This window comes from Deltaproteobacteria bacterium (assembly GCA_021159305.1).
Lineage (GTDB): Bacteria > Campylobacterota_A > Desulfurellia > JAGGSF01 > JAGGSF01 > JAGGSF01.
Window position 1 is genome coordinate 1 of the sequence record JAGGSB010000084.1, and the last position, 17,298, is coordinate 17,298.

The window sequence follows — 17,298 nt, forward strand, 5'->3', positions numbered from 1 at the left end:
CTGATAGGTTTTTAAGCCAATATATCTCTTTCCTTTGCTTACTCCCAGAGAAACAACACTATACCAGGACAGGTCTGCCAATATATGACCGATAAAAAACAATGAAATACCTAAAATACCGTAAGGCATAGCTAAAATTAGATATGTTAAGCCAATCGTTACCCACCATATTATCCAGTAAGGATTAGACAAACTACCCAATATGCCTGCTATTATAGATGAATTTGTAAATATACTTTTTTGAGGGGATATAATAGTATTTTTTGCTTTTCTTACCATATCCTGCCCCATCCACAGTAAAATTGCCCCTCCACACAGGCTGGAGATCATAAATACGATGTGTTTTTGGAGGAAATCTCCCATCCCCAGGATAATGGCTATAATAAGAGCAATCTCTAAGATTCCGTGTCCTACAATAATCAGCGGTCCTGCTATTGCTCCCTTCTTTAAAGAATGGTCAACGGTAATTGCCAGAAGAGGTCCGGGCATCAATGCCCCGGAAAAAGCTACAAAAAATGAAGTGATTGTTAATGTTAAAAGATTCATAGGTTTAATTCCATGTTATTCACTCAACAGTTTTATAAATGTTCTCTCGTCTATACAATTTAGTCCCCATTGTTTTGCCTTATCTCTCTTTGAACCCGGATTTTCTCCTATCACCACATAATCTAAATCTTTACTTACACTGTTTTTTACGATACCTCCCAATGCTTCCACTCTATCCTTTGCTTCATTCCTGGTAATGGTGCGCAATGTGCCTGTAAACAGAAAACTCTTTCCAGAGATGGAAGAGATCATAACTTTTTCTTCTGATGGTTTTACCCCTGCCTTCAGAAGTTTTTTTATGGTCTGTATATTTTTTTGTTCTCTAAAAAAATTGTAGATACTTTGAACTACTTCTTCTCCTATTCCTTTAATGGATAATAATTCTTCTTTTTCTGCTTTCTCTATATTTTTCAGACTGCCAAAGTGTTTTGCCAGAAGCTGTGCCATGTGTTCTCCTACATGTCTGATGCCCAGTGCAAATAGAAATTTTGCCAGTGTGATATTTTTGGTGTTTTTTATGGCGTCTATAAGATTTTGGGCGGATTTTTCTCCCATTCTCTCTAAATCGGCAATTGTTTTATTGTCTAAATCGTATATATTGGCAACATTTTTTATTATGTTTTTTTCTACCAATTGTTCCGCCAGTTTATCTCCCAATCCATCTATATTCATTGCTCTTTTGGAGGCAAAGTGTTTGATGGATTCTTTTATCTGAGCAGGACAGGAGATATTTGGACAACGAAAATATGCACCATCTCTTATAGCATGAGCATGACATACAGGACATCTCTCAGGTTCAGATATTATCTTTTCTTTTCCCGTTCTCTTTTCTGTTATAGGTTTTATAATTTCTGGAATGACATCTCCTGCTCTTTCCAGGAATACCTTATCCCCAATGCGAATATCTTTTTTTCTTATCTCATCCCAGGTGTGTAGTGTAGCTTTTGACACCACCACGCCACTTATATTTACCGGTTCTAATATTGCCACTGGCGTTAAAATGCCTGTTCTTCCTACATTTACTTTGACCTCCTTTATAGTTGTAGTAACTTGCTCGGGAGGAAATTTATAGGCAATTGCCCACCGAGGAGATTTTGTAGTGTGTCCTAATCTGTTTTGATAGTCTATTTCATTTACCTTGAATACCATTCCATCTATTTCATAAGGCAATTCATGTTTTTTCTGGGTAAATGTCTCTTTATATTTAATAGCTTCTTCAACAGACAAACACAACTTGTTTAACTCATTTACCGGCAGTTCCCATTCTTTTAACAGCTCTAATGCCTCACTCTGTTTTTTAAATTGAACATCGGAAGATGTCTCTCTGATGCTGTAGGTGAACATGCGCAAGTTTCTTTTTGCCGCTTCCTTTGGATCTAATTGTCTTATTGAGCCAGCGGCGGCATTTCTGGGATTGGCAAACAATGGCAATCCCATCTCTTCTCTTTCTTTATTTATGTTGGCAAAATCCTGTTTGAACATGATGGCTTCTCCTTGAATATCCAGATAAGCAGGCGCTTTTTTCACAATTAGTTTTAAGGGAATATTTTTTATCGTTCTCACATTTTGTGTAACATCTTCTCCAGTTATACCATCTCCTCGGGTCGATGCCTGTTTTAAGATGCCATTTTCATAGATCAACGAGATAGACAGTCCATCAAATTTCGGCTCAACGCTATAACTTATATCCTTTTCTGAAGGAAATCTTAGAAACCTCTTTACCTTTTTATCAAATTCTCTCACCTCATCCGGTGAAAATGCATCTTCTAAAGAGAACATGGGTATTTTGTGTTTTATTTTTTCAAACTTTTCCAATGGTTTTCCACCTATACGCTGGGTGGGAGAATCCGGCATTTTAAATTGAGGATACCTTTCTTCCAGAGATTTTAGTTTTCTCATCATCTGGTCATATTCATAATCTGAGATAACAGGTGCATTTAAAACATAGTATCTGTAGTCGTGATATCTTATCTTCTGTTTTAACTCTTCAATATCTTTCTTTGCATCTTCCATTACTTCATCCTATCAAGGTAAAAGTTGCCATTTTCATAAACAACAAATGTATAATGTTCTAAAAAATCACCGCTATTTATATATATCTTTTTACCTTTTTTTAGGTACAAAGGTTGGTGAATATGGGCTAAGATTACTACATCCATATCTTTTTCTTCTATGATTTTTAGGGCATAATCTGCAAACATCTTTTCTATGGCGCCATTCTTTGCTCTTAGATAATTTTTACTTACATTGCCGGCAATATGAGAGAGTTTCATCATAACAGATGGATATATTTTTTTAAAAACATAAAGCATAGCAGGAGATTTCAATATATATTGGCATAGAATGTGTCTCCAGTCTTTTTTATTTATCAAATCTCCATGTTCCAGATAAACATATCTTCCATCAATATGTGCAATACAGTTTTTTCTATAAACCTTCATGTTTAAAAATTTTCCAGCCTCTGTAAAACCGTATTCATGATTTCCTTCAATCATATATATCTTTGTTTCCCACAGAGACAAAAGCTTTAAATAGCTAATTACCTTTCTGTGTTCCTTGTAGAAAAAATGAGGATAACCTAAATAGAATTCAAATAAATCACCCAGGATATATATTCTGTCAAAATGATGTGCTTTTTTGTATAAGAATTTTAAAAATAGTTTTTCTCCTTCTGTTTCTCCTTTTCTATAGTGTATATCAGATAGAAATGCGCATCTCATTGGATAAATACTCCTTTTGCTTTCTTTTTCACAAAATCTAAATAGGTATCTTTATCTTTAGTGGAGATTATAAACTGGCAATGGTTAAGGTCAAACAATGTATCTATAATTTTTCTCCTTCTGTCATCATCTGAGGTCAAGAAGGGTTCATCCATAATAAAGAATGCCTCATCTTTCAAGATGTTTGTTACAAATGCTATTCTTAAAGATAGATATAATTGGTCTCTTGTTCCATTGGAAAGCTGTAAAGCAGGTAATGTTTTGTCGTTTACAACTTCAATATTTTTCATCTGTTCATTGTATCTTAACATAGAATAATGATTTTTTGTGATGGATGAAAAAATAGGGGCTGCTTCTTGCTCTACAATGTATTTTATCTTTTCTCCTGTTTCTTTTTGGATATCTTTTAATATTTTATAGGCGATTCCCAAAGCTTCTATTTTATTTTCTATATTTTCTATTTCTTCTTCTGTAATCTTTAATTGTTTCAGTATTTCGGATTCATCTTTATTTTCCAGAGCATGGCGTAATTCTCCTTTTTTCTGTCTATTTTCTTCCATTTCTTGTTGTAGATGTCTTAAATTCTCAGATAGCTTCAAAAATCTTTCTTCATCATATTTTCCAGTTAGCTTCTCCATCTTTTCTAAATTTGCCATTATGGTTTGTTCTTCTAAAGGTGCGTCTTTCCCCCATATTCTCAATCTTTCTTCGCAAAACTTTATTTCATCTTTTATTTTTTTTGCTCTTTTTCCCAATGCTTCTAATTCCATTATAGTTCTTGCCCTATTTTTGGATAATATATCTTCTATTTTCTCTTTCCTTTCCTCCTTTCCTAATTTTAATTTTTTATTCTCATCATTTAATTCAGATAATCTCTGTTCGTAATTTTGTATTTGTTTGTGTATTTTGGTCTTAAATAGAGTATATATTGCCCCCAGGAATAGTATCAATCCTGATATTAGGAATAACTTAGATTTCAAAAAGAATAAAACAATACTCAATGCCGCTCCCATGAAAAGTAAAATCGTATCTTTTGTGCGCCTTTTTTGTATCACATTTATATATTCTTTTTCTCGTTTTATTCCCTCCTGAATTTGTCTCTGTTCTATTTCTTTTATTTCAATATTTTTCTTTAATTCTTCTTTTTCTTTTCTTAGTTTCTGGATGTTTTGAAGATCTTCTTCTATCTCTTTGTAACTGTCCAGTTCTGTTTCTAAAAGTGTTATTTCTCTCTTTTCTTCCTTTATCTTTCTGTTTATGGCAATCTTTTTTTCATATTCTTCTTTCTTTTTTAAGTTGGATAGACGGTTTAATTCTTCTATCCATCTGTCTTTATCTTTTAAATAGCTCTGATATTCAATTTCTATATTCTTTAATCTCTTTGCATCTTCTATCATTTTTAGTATTGTTTCTTTTTTTCTTTGTGCCTCTTCCCATCCTTCAATCAATTCTCCCTTTTTCTTGAAATTTTCACCAAATTTGTTTAAGTAAGAACCTAACGAATATCTAAATTTTTCTACAATAATATCAAAATTCACCTCTCCCCACAGCTTTTTTTCCATCATTGAAACAAATGTTTTGTTGCCTTGTTTTTCTGTTATGGAAAGCTCCTTTGTCCTTACAAAAAACAGACTTTCAAACAGCCATAGAGGCAATTCTTTGAATTCTTTTATTATTGTGTATAAAGGATAACCGTTTATTTTCCCATTACTTATAGAAAACATCTTTTCTTTGTAAGAGAAAGAGAGTGTAACTTTACCCCTGTATTTTCTTTCACTCCTTGTTTTTCCAAACAGGGCATATTCTATGCCGTCTAAGATGGTGCTTTTCCCTGCTTCATTTTTTCCATATATCACCGTTATATTTTTATCTAAATCTACCTCTTTGTAATTGAATTTCCCAAAATCTTCTAAAATTAATTTCTTTAACATTTGGATATAATCTTACATCCTTCAATAAATGCCCTTTTATACAAATCCTTCTTCTGAGGTTCTTTCTCCATACACTGTTCGATCTTTTCATAGAATATTTTACCTATGGGTACAGATAGAATCTCATCTAAGGATTCCACTTCTAATTCTGCCTTTATATTCATCTGTTTCAATCTTTCTGCAGCGGCATTTAGTTTTAATGTGTTTTTAGTAAAACCTGTAATTATTACTCTTAGAAAATCATATTTTTGTTTATAATTTATAATTTCATCCATTTTATCTTCTTCATCCCATTTCCATTCTATGGTTTTGAATTTACTTATACTTCCGATGTTCAATGGTTTATGAGTAATCTTTGAGCCTTCAATCTGTATTATGTTTACATATCTTTCTCCTTCATTGTCAAATGTTAAAGGTTCAATTGTTCCTGAATAGCATAAAGTTGTGTTTCCTATACTATATTCCTTATAGTTGTGATAATGTCCTAATGCTACATATTTGAATGGGAATTCCACTATGTCTTTTTTATACAGCGGAAAATAAAGATAATTCTTTAAGGCAGAGGTAAGTTTTTCATCAGACATTATAGAGCCATGTAAAACAGCTAAATCTATATCTTTTTTATTTACAAAGGATAAGACATCTCTACTGTTTTCTCCTTTTTTAAAGGGGTAAAATAGTATCTTTATGCCTTTTATGTTTAGAATTTTAGGTTCTGTAAATATAGTTAAAGGAGAATAAGAAAACAACTCTTCTATCTTATCTATTCCTTCATATTCATGGTTGCCCAATATAGCCAAAAATGGGGTTTGGGTTTTCTTTATAGTCTCTTTTAATCTTTTTCCATAAACAGAAATACTCTTCTCATCGTCAAATAAATCGCCGGCTACAATGACAAAATCATAATCCTTGGCAATAGTTATCAATTTTTCTATCTGCTTAAAAATGTCTTCCGTTCTTTCTTCTTTCCCGATATGCCAATCCGCAGTGTGAAGAATTTTTAAGCCCATTTTCTTTTCCCTAATACACATTTTACCCATACTATACCGAATATAAAACCACCGATGTGAGCAAACCAGGCTACACCACCCTTAATGGATGCGGCAAGAGAAGCAAATCCGTATAAAAATTGGATTAAAAACCAGAGGACAATGAATACAACAGCCGGTATATTTACAATGGTAATAAACAGGAAGATAGGTACGAGTGTGAGAATGCGTGCATAAGGAAAAAAACAGACATAGGCTGCTAAAACAGCGGAGATGGCTCCACTGGCACCGATTAAAGGAATAGTGGAGGAAGGAGAAAATAATCCCTGGAATATGGCGGAAAATATACCGCCTAACAAATAGAAGAGGAGGTATTGCAGATGTCCCATCCTATCTTCTACATTGTCACCGAAGATCCATAAAAACCACATATTCCCCAGAATATGTAAAAACCCACCATGAATAAACATATAGCACAAGCATCTCTTTATGGAATCAAGGGCTGAGAAATGTATAAAGAAGAGATTCGGCATGAATGCATAGGTAAAGATAAATGTATTTAGCCTATTGCCTTGAGATATTTCAAATAGAAATACAAATATACTGACCAGGATGATGCTCGTATTGATTATAGGAAAACTGCGAGAAGGGATATTATCCTTTAAGGGTATCATCTTTTTTCACTCTGTATTTTTTAAGGATATATTTTAAGACGAAAAACATGGGCAGACTTATTGCCATGCCTACAATTATGCTGCCTATCCATAGAGGAATGAGTACATCCAAGCCTAAGTGAAGATAGCGGGAAAATGAAAGTGGTTTGATGGCAAAGTTAACATCTCCTCCCGTAATAAAAATACCTACTTTATAACATATATAATATATGGGGATAGCCATTAGATGATTATTGAAAAAGCTGCCGAGCACAGCGGCTGCTTTGTTTATGCGAAAGAGGGCGGCTATGCCGAGAGCTAGGAAGGTATGTACACCGAATGTGGGGGTGATAGAGATGAATATTCCCAATGCCGCACTTTTTGCTACCCTTCCTGGTGTATCATTTAAAGATAGTAGTCCTTTTAATTGTTTTCTGAATGATTTCAGCCGCATCAAATTATGCCTTCGGTAGTTTTTTTAAATACAAGAATAAATGTCGCATTTATTCTTCTTTAATTAATTTCTCTTTCAATTTTTTCTTTATCTCGTTTTCTATCTGTCTTACTCTTTCCTTGGAGATATTGTATTTTTTCCCTATTTCCTGTAATGTTCTTTTTCCCTTACCGTCCAAGCCGTAGCGCATAATAATAATGTCTTTCTCTCTTTCGTTCAGTGAAGATGCAATGGTTTTTTTCAGCTGTTCAATGACGGACTCAAGTATAATTTTATCTTCAATACTTTCTTCTTCTATATTCAAGAGATCTATTACTTCAATACTTTTTTCTTCGCCTACAGGTACATTTAATGATTCAATTTTTAATTTTGCTTGTTCTGATGAGCGCAATTCCGCTTCACTTAAGCCCGTGAGTTCTTCAAGTTCCTTCATCGTAGAAGTTGCTTTGTGTTCTTGTAGATATTTGGCTTTTGCTGCCGCTATCTTGCTTTGTTTTGCTTTTATCTTTATAGGTATCTTAATCAGCGTTCCCTGTTCGGCTAATGTTTTGATGATTGCTTGCTTTATCCACCATACGGCATAGGATATAAACCTTATGTCTCTTTCCGGGTCAAACTTCTTTGCGGCTTGAATAAGTCCCAAATTCCCTTCATTTATCAAATCTAATAGCGACACGCCGTAGTGCCTATACTTGCGTGCTACACTGATTACAAATCTCAGGTTTGCTTTAACCAATTTTTCTAATGCTTCCTGGTCACCTTTTTGTATTTTTCTTCCTAACTCTTTTTCCTCTTCTGATGTAAGCAGAGGAATATCTTTTATACTGTTAAAGTATGCTCGCAGACTTTCTTCATCATCATGTCTTGAATCTGTCATAAAAATTCTCCTTTAGAATTTTTATGACCAAATCTGCGATTTGTATCACAAAAACTTTCTTTGGAGGTTTTTAGGCCCAAATCTGCGATTTGTGTCATATTTGTTCCTTTGTAGTTTTCCATCGCGTTCCTTCTTTTGTATCTTCCAGTGTAATACCCATTTTTAATAATTCTTCCCTTAATTTGTCTGCTTTTTTGAAATTACCTTTCTTTCTCTCTTCTTCCCTCTGTTTTATCTTTTGTTCAATGAGATTTACATCTACATTTACATTTGTCATTTCCGCATCAATGCCCATTGTAATGTCCAAAGGTTTTTCCATTAATATTTTTCCCTTAAACCATTCTTCTACTGATTCATTCATAATGCCCAGTATCTCTCTAATGGAATTTCTTATATCAATAAATGCTTTCAAATATTTTTTGTCGGGTTTTTCATTTTCATTTTCGCATTTATCTAAGTATTTGTTGATTTCCCTAATTAAAACAAATATTTCTCCGAAGGCTTTCGGAGTGTTAAAATCTTTGTCCAAAATGTCTATAAAAGACTTGTTAAATTTGGTTAGTGCCCCTTCTAATTCTTTATCTTTTAACCCATTTGATGGATTTTTCAAATTTTCTTCTACTCTCCATAGAAGCATATACAATTTATTCAATGCTTCTTTCGCCATCTCTATCCCTTGCAGGCTAAAATCTATAGGATTGCGATAGTGTGTAAGAAGAAGAAACATTCTCAATATTTCACCCCGGTATTTTTTTAAAATATCTCTAATAGTAAAGAAATTCCCTAAGGATTTTGACATCTTTTCCTTGTTTATCTTTACGAATGCATTGTGTATCCAATGTCTTACAAATGTTTTTCCGGTGAGCGCCTCCGATTGAGCAATCTCATTTTCGTGGTGGGGAAAGATGAGATCTTCTCCTCCACCGTGAATGTCAATAGTTTCTCCCAAGTAGTGCATACACATTGTGGAACACTCAATATGCCAGCCTGGTCTGCCACCTCCCCACGGACTTTCCCATTCAGGTTCTCCTTCCTTTGATTTTTTCCACAGCGCAAAATCCAGTGGATTTCTCTTTTTCTCCGAAGGTTCAATCCTGGCTCCTACTTTTAATTCCTCTATTTTTTTGTGAGAGAGTTTGCCATAATCTCTGAATTTGCCTACAGAAAAATAGACATCTCCCTCCGATACATAAGCGTAATCTTTTTCTATCAATTTTTTTATAAAATCCACCATATCTTTTATGTGTTCTGATGCCTTAGGTTCAAAAGTAGGTTTTTTTACATATAATGCTTCCATGTCAGTGTAGTATTCTTTTATGAATTGTTGAGAGATATCTTGCCAGCTTCTTCCCTCTTTATTTGCCCTGTTTATGATCTTGTCATCTACATCGGTGAAGTTCTTCACAAAGATTACATCATATCCCTTATACAGAAGATACCTATAGATAACATCAAACACCACGGATGCCCTGGCATGTCCCACATGACAAAAATCGTAGGCAGTTATACCACATACATACATCTTTACCTTGTTGTCATACAGAGGGTGAAAAGGTATATAATCTCTCTTCATCGTATCATATACGTATAACATAGCATCTCCTCTAAAAATGTTGCAATTTTCCAACAGCTTTCCTACAATCATATCAAGTTATGCAGAAATTGCAAAGGAAGTTATGTTTAAAGATTTAAAAGATTATTTGAATACATTGGAAAAGAGAGGGGAATTAAAGAAGATAAAGGAAGAGGTAGATCCTGTATTGGAAATGGGCCATATTGCAGATAGAATTGCAAAACAAAAAGGACCTGCCCTCTTGTTTGAGAATGTAAAAGGCAGTGATATTCCTGTGGCAATGAACCTATTTGGTACCGAACAGAGAACGGCTTTTGCTTTAGGAGTAGAAAGTCTGAATGATTTGGGAGATAAGTTAAAAGATTTTCTTCAGCCCGAGGCACCGGTAGGATTGCTGAAAAAGCTAAAGCTTATTTCTAAGATGGGTAAATTCCTAAATTTCAAACCAAGGACTGTAAATGTAGGCAAATGTCAGGAGATTGTAGAGAAAGAGGTAGATTTGGGGAAATTACCCGTTTTAAAAACATGGCCCGAAGATGGCGGAAGATTTTTTACCCTTCCGCTGGTATTTACCAGAAATCCTGCAACAGGTGTTTTGAATTGCGGTATGTATAGGATGCAGGTTATGGGTAAAGATAAAACGGCGATGCACTGGCATCGTCATAAAGATGGAGCAAAACATTACAGTATGACCAAAAAAAGGAAAGAAAAACTACCGGTATGTGTAGTTCTGGGGTGTGATCCTGCAGTTATCTATTCTGCTACACTACCTTTACCAGAAGAGACAGAGGAGATGTTTTTTGCGGGCATTTTGAGAAAAAAATCGGTAGAGATGGTAAAGGCAAAATCGGTAGATATGCTTGTTCCAGCCAATGCGGAGATTATTCTGGAGGGATTTATTGATCCTCAGGAAGACCTTGTTTTGGAAGGTCCATTTGGTGACCATACCGGTTATTATTCTCAAGCCGATTATTTTCCTCTATTTCACACAACCTGTATTACGCATAGGAAGAATCCTATCTATCCTGCTACAATAGTAGGTAAGCCGCTAATGGAAGATGCGTTTTTGGGCAAAGCTACGGAAAGGCTGTTTTTACCTGTTATAAAAAAAGTTGTACCAGAAATTATAGACATAAATCTGCCTATAGAGGGTATTTTTCACAACTTTGCCTTTGTATCTATAGAAAAATCCTATTCTGGTCAAGCATTTAAGGTGATAAATGCATTGTGGGGATTGGGTCTCTTATCCCTTACTAAAAATATTATCATTTTTGATAAAGATGTAAATGTGCAGGATACAGGAGAGATTTTGTGGAGATGGGGTTGTAATGTAGACCCTCAGAGAGATGTGATATTTACTAAAGGGCCGTTGGATGAGCTGGATCATTCCTCTCCGCAGGTTGCATTTGGTAGTAAGATGGGCATAGATGCCACGAAAAAATGGAAGGGAGAAGTAGAAAGACCATTTCCGCATGATTTAAAGATGGATGAAGGGGTCGTTAAAAAGGTAGATAAGAACTGGGGAAAATACGGTTTTTAGAATTACAAGATAAAATAAAAAAGGAGTAAAAGTGAAAATAGTGATAGGTTCAGACCATGCGGGATTTAAAATGAAGAATGAAATTGTGGATTATCTGAAAAGAAAAAATATAGAGGTAATAGATGTTGGTGCATATTCAGAAGAAAGCGTAGATTATCCTGATATTGCTCAAAGGGTAGTAAAGGAGGTGCTTGGTTTAAATTGTCTCGGTATTCTTGTTTGTGGAACAGGGATAGGTATGTCTATTACTGCTAATAAATTTAAAGGAATCAGATGTGCTTTGTGTTATAATGAATATGCGGCAGAATATGCGAGAAGGCATAATGATGCGAATATTATTGCCCTTGGTGGACGGACAATGGATATAATAGAGGTAAAAAAGATGTTGGATATATTCATAAAAACGCCATTTGAAGCTGGAAGGCATGAAAGAAGACTGAATAAGATAAAGGAACTGGAGGGGTAGATGAAAGATCTGAAAGATGTGGATTTTGAGGTGTATGAGGCAATAGAGAAAGAAAAAGAAAGGGAAAATTACAATCTGGAGATGATCGCTTCTGAAAACATGTCTTCTCCTGCTGTGCTACAAGCAATGGGTTGTTGCATGACAAATAAATATGCAGAAGGATATCCGGGAAAGAGATATTATGGCGGTTGTGAATATGTAGATGTAGTAGAAAGCCTGGCTCAAGAGAGGGCAAAAAAACTATTTAATGCGGAGCATGTAAATGTTCAGCCTCATTCTGGCACTCAAGCCAATATGGCTATATATATGGCAGCATTACAGCCAGGAGAGAGATTGCTTGGTATGGCGCTTCCCCATGGCGGCCATCTGTCTCATGGAGCGGCGGTGAACTTTTCTGGAAAATTATACACCACATTTGGTTATGGCGTAAGCATAGAAACAGGACGCATTGACTATGATGAAGTAGCTAAAATCGCAGATGAGTTTAAGCCTCGTCTAATCGTGGTAGGTGCATCTGCTTATCCTCGAATTATTGATTTTGAAAAATTCCGCGAGATTGCTGATTCTTGCGGAGCTTACCTTTTAGCAGATATTGCCCATATTGCAGGATTGGTGGCAGCAGGTATTCATCCCTCTCCGATTCCGTGGTGTGAATTTGTCACTGCTACCACTCACAAGACCTTGAGAGGACCAAGGGGTGGTCTTATTATGTGCAAGGAGTTCTTTGCCAAACCTATAGACAAGATGGTCTTCCCTGGTATTCAGGGTGGTCCCTTGATGCATATGATAGCGGCTAAAGCTGTAGCATTCAAAGAAGCATTAACGGAGGAATTTAATGAATATCAAAGACAGGTTGTGAAAAATGCGAAAAAATTAGCTTCGGTTTTGGTGGACGAAGGATTCAAACTTGTTTCTGGTGGAACGGATAATCACCTGATGCTTGTTGATTTGACCGATAAGAACATTACGGGAAAGGCTGCAGAAGAAGCATTGGGGGAAGTAGGTATTGTAGTAAACAAAAATACCGTCCCGGGTGAAACCCGCTCTCCGATGGTTGCCTCTGGCATCAGAATAGGAACGCCTGCAATTACAACGAGAGGAATGAAGGAAAAAGAGATGGAGGAGATAGGGGAAATTATCTCCTATACTTTGAAGAATATAGAAAATAAAGAAGCCTACAAGAAGGCTAAGGAAAAAGTTCTTACACTGTGTGAGCAGTTTATATTTTATACGTAATGCGCTTCTTACGGAGTTTGTTTTTATGGATAGTAGTATTCTTTGTTACCATTTTTTATATTTTGAAACTTTTGTGGACAAAAGATGTTTTGCTAATCAAGAAATGGGCAAAATTGGTTTGCTTCATATTTGGAGTGAAAGTGGAAAAGAGAGGGCAGATTGCTTCTCGGTGTGTGTGTATGGCAAATCACGAAAGCTATTTTGATATTATGGCCATGGAGACGGTGATACAGGACAGGTGTATATGGATAGCGAAGCAAGAATTGTTCAAAAATCCCGTTTTGGGTATGGCAATGAAAAACTTAGATGTTATTCCCGTAAAGAGAAGTACCACTAAAAATAATGCCATTTCTTTACTAAAAGCAATCAAGAAAAGAAAGGGAATATTTATGATATTTCCCGAGGGGTCCAGGATTAAAGAGAAAAAGGTATTTTCTAAAGGTGGCATTTTTTTAGCGCAAAAACTCAATCTTCCCATTATCCCGACTAAAATAGAAGGGACGAGAGAGATTATGCCGCCAGGTACAATCGTGGTAAGAAAAGGTAAGGTTATTGTTCATTTTAAAGAAAAGATAATGCCTCAAGGAAACATAGACGAAATTGCAGAAAGGGTGCATGAGGAGATAAGATGACAACTTCACAAGTTGCCGTAAAAATTCTAAAGGAGGTTTTTGTGAGAAAGCTTTTGTTGCTTTTCGTATGTTTGGTCTTGAGTAGTTGTGCTTCTGTGCATGCTGTTTACACGCCATACAGGGGATATACAGAGGAGGGTATTGCTTCCTGGTATGGTGCTAAATTTCATGGAAGGAGAACATCCAGCGGGGAAATCTATAACATGTATGCTCATACTGCAGCTCATAAAACCTTACCATTGGGAACAACGGTTAAAGTAAAGAACTTAAACAATCAAAAGCAAACAGTGGTGCGTATAAATGACAGAGGACCATTTGTGGAGGGAAGAATTATCGACCTATCTTATTCTGCTGCAAGAGATATAGATATGGTTTCTACCGGTACTGCTCCAGTGAGGATAACTGTTCTCTATCCTACAGAAGTATATAAGGCTATGAAAAAAGAGCTTTTCACGGTGCAGGTGGGTTCTTTTAGTTCTTACACTTATGCTCTTTTACTGAAGAGGAAAATAGATAAACATTTTCCCTATGTATACTTGAAGAAATTTTTCGACGGACAAAATGTATATTGGCGAGTAAGAGTAGGGAAATACAATGACAGAGGCAGTGCTGACATTTGCTCGGCGAAGTTAAGACAGTTAGGTTTTCCTACATTTATTACTGCATCAGATTGATGATCTGGGTGTGTTTTGATTTGTAGAGAAAGCAATATTGTGATAGAATCACATATGGGAAATTATAGCGTGATGAGGGAATGATGCGTATAGATTTGAGTTTCAGCTATGTAGAACATTTCTCCAATAATGGAGATGTGTATATAGTAATTGATACTTTAAGGGCAAGCAGCACGATTGTTGTTCTGTTAGAAAAGGGAATAGAAGAAGTAAAGGTTTTGCCGTCTTTACCTTTGGATGAGGAGAGAGAGAAATTAAAACAGGGTTATATCTTGATCGGCGAGTATGAAAATAAGGATATACCGGGTTTTGATTTTTCCAATAGTCCTTCTTTATTGAGCACCTGTACATTCAAGAAGAAAAAGGCAGCTTTGTTTACTACAAACGGGACGCGGGCAATCAATGCCTGCCCTCAGGGGGGCAAAACGACTATAGCCTGCTTTTTAAATTTGTCTTCCATGGTTAATTATGTTTCTTCCATGAATCCCAACCATTGCGTAATTGTTCTTTCCGGGCTTAAAGGAAAGGTCTCCTTAGAAGATGCTTTGTGCGGAGGAGCGGTGGTAGAAAGGTTGGCAGACAGGGTACCAAGCGTAGATTTTGACGACGGGGCAAGAATAGCATTTGGTTTCTGGAAGTTGATGGATAAGGATGCAAAAAAAATTGCTTTGTCCACTCACGCCCGTGAACTTATGAAGCTGGGCATGGAAAAAGATGTAGAGTTTTGCAGCAGGAAAGATTGTTCAAAAGCAGTAGGTGTAGTTTATCAAGGTATAGTAAAACCTGTATAGTATTATAAAATATCCTTTTAATATAAATCCTGTTGTGGCAAACTAAGGAAAAATTTATAAAGAGGTTCTAAAATGTTTTCCAAGGATAGTGGTGTTTATATTGCCTGTTTTGCTCTTTTGCCATTAATGATTTGCTCTGGTATCATCTATTCCATCCTTCCTCTGTATATTGTCTCTCTGGGGGCTTCCAGGAGTGCAGTGGGTTTAGTATATACCTGTGGAGCAATAGCAGGAGCTGTAACCAGTCCATTGTGGGGGAAATTGTCGGACAAAAAAGGCAGGAAGGTTACACTTATAATTTCAATGGTCTTATTCATCTTTGTTTTTTCCGGTTATACTTTAAGTGAGCATTATAGCCAACTTTATTTTATACAGATTGTCGAGGGTATAGCATGGGGAGCGTTGGGGGCATCCTCCATTGCTTTGATTGCCGATCTGGCACCGGCAGAAAAGAGAGGCAAAGCGATGGGTATATACAACAGCACCTGGAACCTGGGATGGATAATCGGTCCTTTAGCCGGAGGTTTCCTTAGCGAACATATTGGGTTTAGGTACACATTTTTTATATGTGTATTGATTATTGTTGCAGATATATGTCTCACTGTGCTTGCTATTCCTTCTAAAAGAAAAATGGGGTGATAAAATGAAATGGAGATGGAGAGAAGAAGAAAAATTTATTGAAATTGGTAAAAATTTTGTTGTTGCTCCACCCTGGGCAAAAACCGAAAAAACAAAGATAACTTTGACTGAAGGAATGGCATTTGGAACAGGTGTTCATGAAACAACAATAAGCTGCATGGAATTTTTAGAAGAATTAAATATAAAAGATAAATCTGTTTTAGATGTAGGAGGGGGGACAGGTATTCTGTCTGTTTGTGCCTCAAAATTAGGAGCAAAAAAGGCAATCGTTTTTGACATAGATAAAAAAGCGGCATTTGAGTGTAGAGAAAACATGAGACTGAATAATGTGGAAAATGTTTCTTGTTTCTGCGGCGAGAATCTGTGTGTGAAAGAAAAATATGATGTCATAATGGCAAACATCTTTGCTGAAATTATCATTTCTTTATCTTCGGAGATAGATGAACACATAAAAGAGAATGGTTTTCTTATTCTTTCTGGCATTGTATATGAGAAGAACTATGATGTTAAATCAACCTTTATGAAAAAGGGATATATTGTTTACAAGAATACATTTTTAGAAGACTATACCTCGTTTTTATTGAAGAAAGTGAACCGCTAAGAGTGTTGTGCGAATTATTCAGGAAATTGTTGTAAAACTGGAAAAGAATACAAGGAGAACTATATTAAAGTAGTAAAACGATTTTAGGGGGAGACCAAATGAGAACTTTAAATGTAACAATAGAGTTATGGAAGCAGGGTAAATACTTTGTAACCTTTTGTCCGGAGTTATCTCTTTTTAGCAGAAAAAAGACAGAAAAAGAAGCAAAAGAAACGCTAATCGATACAGCACAGAATTTATTTAAAAAGTTGTGTGACGAGAAAGCTTTAGATACTTACCTAAAATATACGGGAATGGAAAAGATACCTCCGGATTTAAAAGAAAATAAAAGTTTGATAAGGATAGAAGAGACTGTTCTAAAGGCATAGGAACCATGCGTCTTTTGACTCGGCGTAGAGTATGTTGAATTTGCCCTCTTTGGTATAAATGGTGAAGTGTAATGCATCCGGCGTTCGCCACATCCTTTCTATTTTTTGTATAATGTATTTTCTTTCGTTTCTAATGAAAGACAGCGGTTTTTCTCCATATCGTGAGCCGCTGTAGCATTCTACTATTATTTCTTCCATATTTTTTAATATAGAATTATTTTGACACAAATCAAAGATTTGGTCGTAAAATCTTCAAAGGAGGATTTTTTGACACAAATCAAAGATTTGGTCGTAAAATCTTCAAAGGAGGATTTTTTGACACAAATCAAAGATTTGGTCGTAAAATCTTCAAAGGAGGATTTTTTGACACAAATCAAAGATTTGGTCGTAAAATCTTCAAAGGAGGATTTTTTGACACAAATCAAAGATTTGGTCGTAAAATCTTCAAAGGAGGATTTTTTGACACAAATCAAAGATTTGGTCGTAAAATCTTCAAAGGAGGATTTTTTGACACAAATCAAAGATTTGGTCGTAAAATCTTCAAAGGAGGATTTTTTGACACAAATCAAAGATTTGGTCGTAAAATCTTCAAAGGAGGATTTTTTGAC

General features: G+C 35.6%; 20 protein-coding genes. 10 read left to right on the forward strand and 10 right to left on the reverse strand.

Annotated elements, in window-relative coordinates; genetic code table 11:
- The 9 genes from J7J10_05335 to cysS all read right to left on the reverse strand — a co-directional run.
- Positions 1-546: LysE family transporter (locus tag J7J10_05335; GenBank protein MCD6130353.1), on the reverse strand; the 546-nt coding region annotated here is incomplete at its 3' end.
- Between the two features lie 15 nt (positions 547-561).
- Positions 562-2,559 carry an NAD-dependent DNA ligase LigA gene (gene ligA, locus J7J10_05340; GenBank protein ID MCD6130354.1) on the reverse strand — a complete coding sequence of 666 codons (1,998 nt, stop codon included), beginning with the start codon at positions 2,557-2,559 and terminating at the stop codon, positions 562-564.
- Positions 2,559-3,266: a metallophosphoesterase gene (locus tag J7J10_05345; GenBank protein ID MCD6130355.1), complete on the reverse strand. Its 708-nt coding sequence runs from the start codon at positions 3,264-3,266 to the stop codon at positions 2,559-2,561. The genes ligA and J7J10_05345 overlap by 1 nt, the downstream gene beginning before the upstream one ends.
- The gene (locus tag J7J10_05350; GenBank protein MCD6130356.1) at positions 3,263-5,197 is read right to left on the reverse strand and encodes an AAA family ATPase; all 1,935 of its coding nucleotides are present in this window, start codon (positions 5,195-5,197) and stop codon (positions 3,263-3,265) included. The genes J7J10_05345 and J7J10_05350 overlap by 4 nt, the downstream gene beginning before the upstream one ends.
- Positions 5,191-6,237, reverse strand: a complete 1,047-nt coding sequence (locus J7J10_05355) for a metallophosphoesterase (protein MCD6130357.1) — start codon at positions 6,235-6,237, stop codon at positions 5,191-5,193. The genes J7J10_05350 and J7J10_05355 overlap by 7 nt, the downstream gene beginning before the upstream one ends.
- Positions 6,198-6,860 carry a rhomboid family intramembrane serine protease gene (locus J7J10_05360; GenBank protein MCD6130358.1) on the reverse strand — a complete coding sequence of 221 codons (663 nt, stop codon included), beginning with the start codon at positions 6,858-6,860 and terminating at the stop codon, positions 6,198-6,200. The genes J7J10_05355 and J7J10_05360 overlap by 40 nt, the downstream gene beginning before the upstream one ends.
- Entirely contained in the window at positions 6,841-7,293 is a 453-nt protein-coding gene (locus tag J7J10_05365) for a DUF2062 domain-containing protein (protein ID MCD6130359.1), read from the reverse strand. The genes J7J10_05360 and J7J10_05365 overlap by 20 nt, the downstream gene beginning before the upstream one ends.
- A gap of 49 nt (positions 7,294-7,342) precedes the next feature.
- Complete coding sequence (locus tag J7J10_05370) at positions 7,343-8,170, reverse strand: RNA polymerase sigma factor RpoD/SigA (GenBank protein MCD6130360.1); 828 nt, start codon at positions 8,168-8,170, stop codon at positions 7,343-7,345.
- Between the two features lie 94 nt (positions 8,171-8,264).
- On the reverse strand, positions 8,265-9,764 hold the full coding sequence (cysS, locus tag J7J10_05375) for a cysteine--tRNA ligase (protein MCD6130361.1): 1,500 nt from the start codon (positions 9,762-9,764) through the stop codon (positions 8,265-8,267).
- Between the two features lie 16 nt (positions 9,765-9,780).
- Here cysS and J7J10_05380 point away from each other — a divergent pair, with 16 nt between their 5' ends.
- The 9 genes from J7J10_05380 (at position 9,781) to J7J10_05420 (ending at position 16,690) form a co-directional block, all read left to right on the forward strand.
- Positions 9,781-11,283: a menaquinone biosynthesis decarboxylase gene (locus tag J7J10_05380; protein MCD6130362.1), complete on the forward strand. Its 1,503-nt coding sequence runs from the start codon at positions 9,781-9,783 to the stop codon at positions 11,281-11,283.
- Between the two features lie 31 nt (positions 11,284-11,314).
- Positions 11,315-11,749 carry a ribose 5-phosphate isomerase B gene (gene rpiB / locus J7J10_05385; GenBank protein MCD6130363.1) on the forward strand — a complete coding sequence of 145 codons (435 nt, stop codon included), beginning with the start codon at positions 11,315-11,317 and terminating at the stop codon, positions 11,747-11,749.
- On the forward strand, positions 11,750-12,985 hold the full coding sequence (locus tag J7J10_05390; GenBank protein ID MCD6130364.1) for a serine hydroxymethyltransferase: 1,236 nt from the start codon (positions 11,750-11,752) through the stop codon (positions 12,983-12,985).
- 62 nt (positions 12,986-13,047) lie between these two features.
- Positions 13,048-13,617: a 1-acyl-sn-glycerol-3-phosphate acyltransferase gene (locus J7J10_05395; GenBank protein ID MCD6130365.1), complete on the forward strand. Its 570-nt coding sequence runs from the start codon at positions 13,048-13,050 to the stop codon at positions 13,615-13,617.
- Entirely contained in the window at positions 13,614-14,291 is a 678-nt protein-coding gene (locus J7J10_05400; protein ID MCD6130366.1) for a septal ring lytic transglycosylase RlpA family protein, read from the forward strand. The genes J7J10_05395 and J7J10_05400 overlap by 4 nt, the downstream gene beginning before the upstream one ends.
- Before the next feature lie 83 nt (positions 14,292-14,374).
- The gene (locus J7J10_05405; protein ID MCD6130367.1) at positions 14,375-15,082 is read left to right on the forward strand and encodes a 2-phosphosulfolactate phosphatase; all 708 of its coding nucleotides are present in this window, start codon (positions 14,375-14,377) and stop codon (positions 15,080-15,082) included.
- A 72-nt stretch (positions 15,083-15,154) separates the two neighbouring features.
- Positions 15,155-15,721 (forward strand): MFS transporter, encoded by a 567-nt coding sequence (locus J7J10_05410; GenBank protein ID MCD6130368.1) that lies wholly within the window; start codon positions 15,155-15,157, stop codon positions 15,719-15,721.
- Positions 15,722-15,725: 4 nt separating this feature from the next.
- Entirely contained in the window at positions 15,726-16,322 is a 597-nt protein-coding gene (locus tag J7J10_05415) for a 50S ribosomal protein L11 methyltransferase (GenBank protein ID MCD6130369.1), read from the forward strand.
- Positions 16,323-16,420: 98 nt separating this feature from the next.
- Positions 16,421-16,690, forward strand: coding sequence for a hypothetical protein (locus J7J10_05420; GenBank protein ID MCD6130370.1), 270 nt, complete (start codon positions 16,421-16,423; stop codon positions 16,688-16,690).
- Here the strand turns inward: J7J10_05420 and J7J10_05425 are convergent.
- On the reverse strand, positions 16,679-16,888 hold the full coding sequence (locus tag J7J10_05425; protein ID MCD6130371.1) for a hypothetical protein: 210 nt from the start codon (positions 16,886-16,888) through the stop codon (positions 16,679-16,681). The two genes, J7J10_05420 and J7J10_05425, sit on opposite strands and share 12 nt — an antisense overlap.
- Before the next feature lie 69 nt (positions 16,889-16,957).
- Between J7J10_05425 and J7J10_05430 the strand changes: the two genes are divergently transcribed.
- On the forward strand, positions 16,958-17,298 hold a 341-nt coding region (locus J7J10_05430; protein MCD6130372.1), incomplete at its 3' end, for a hypothetical protein.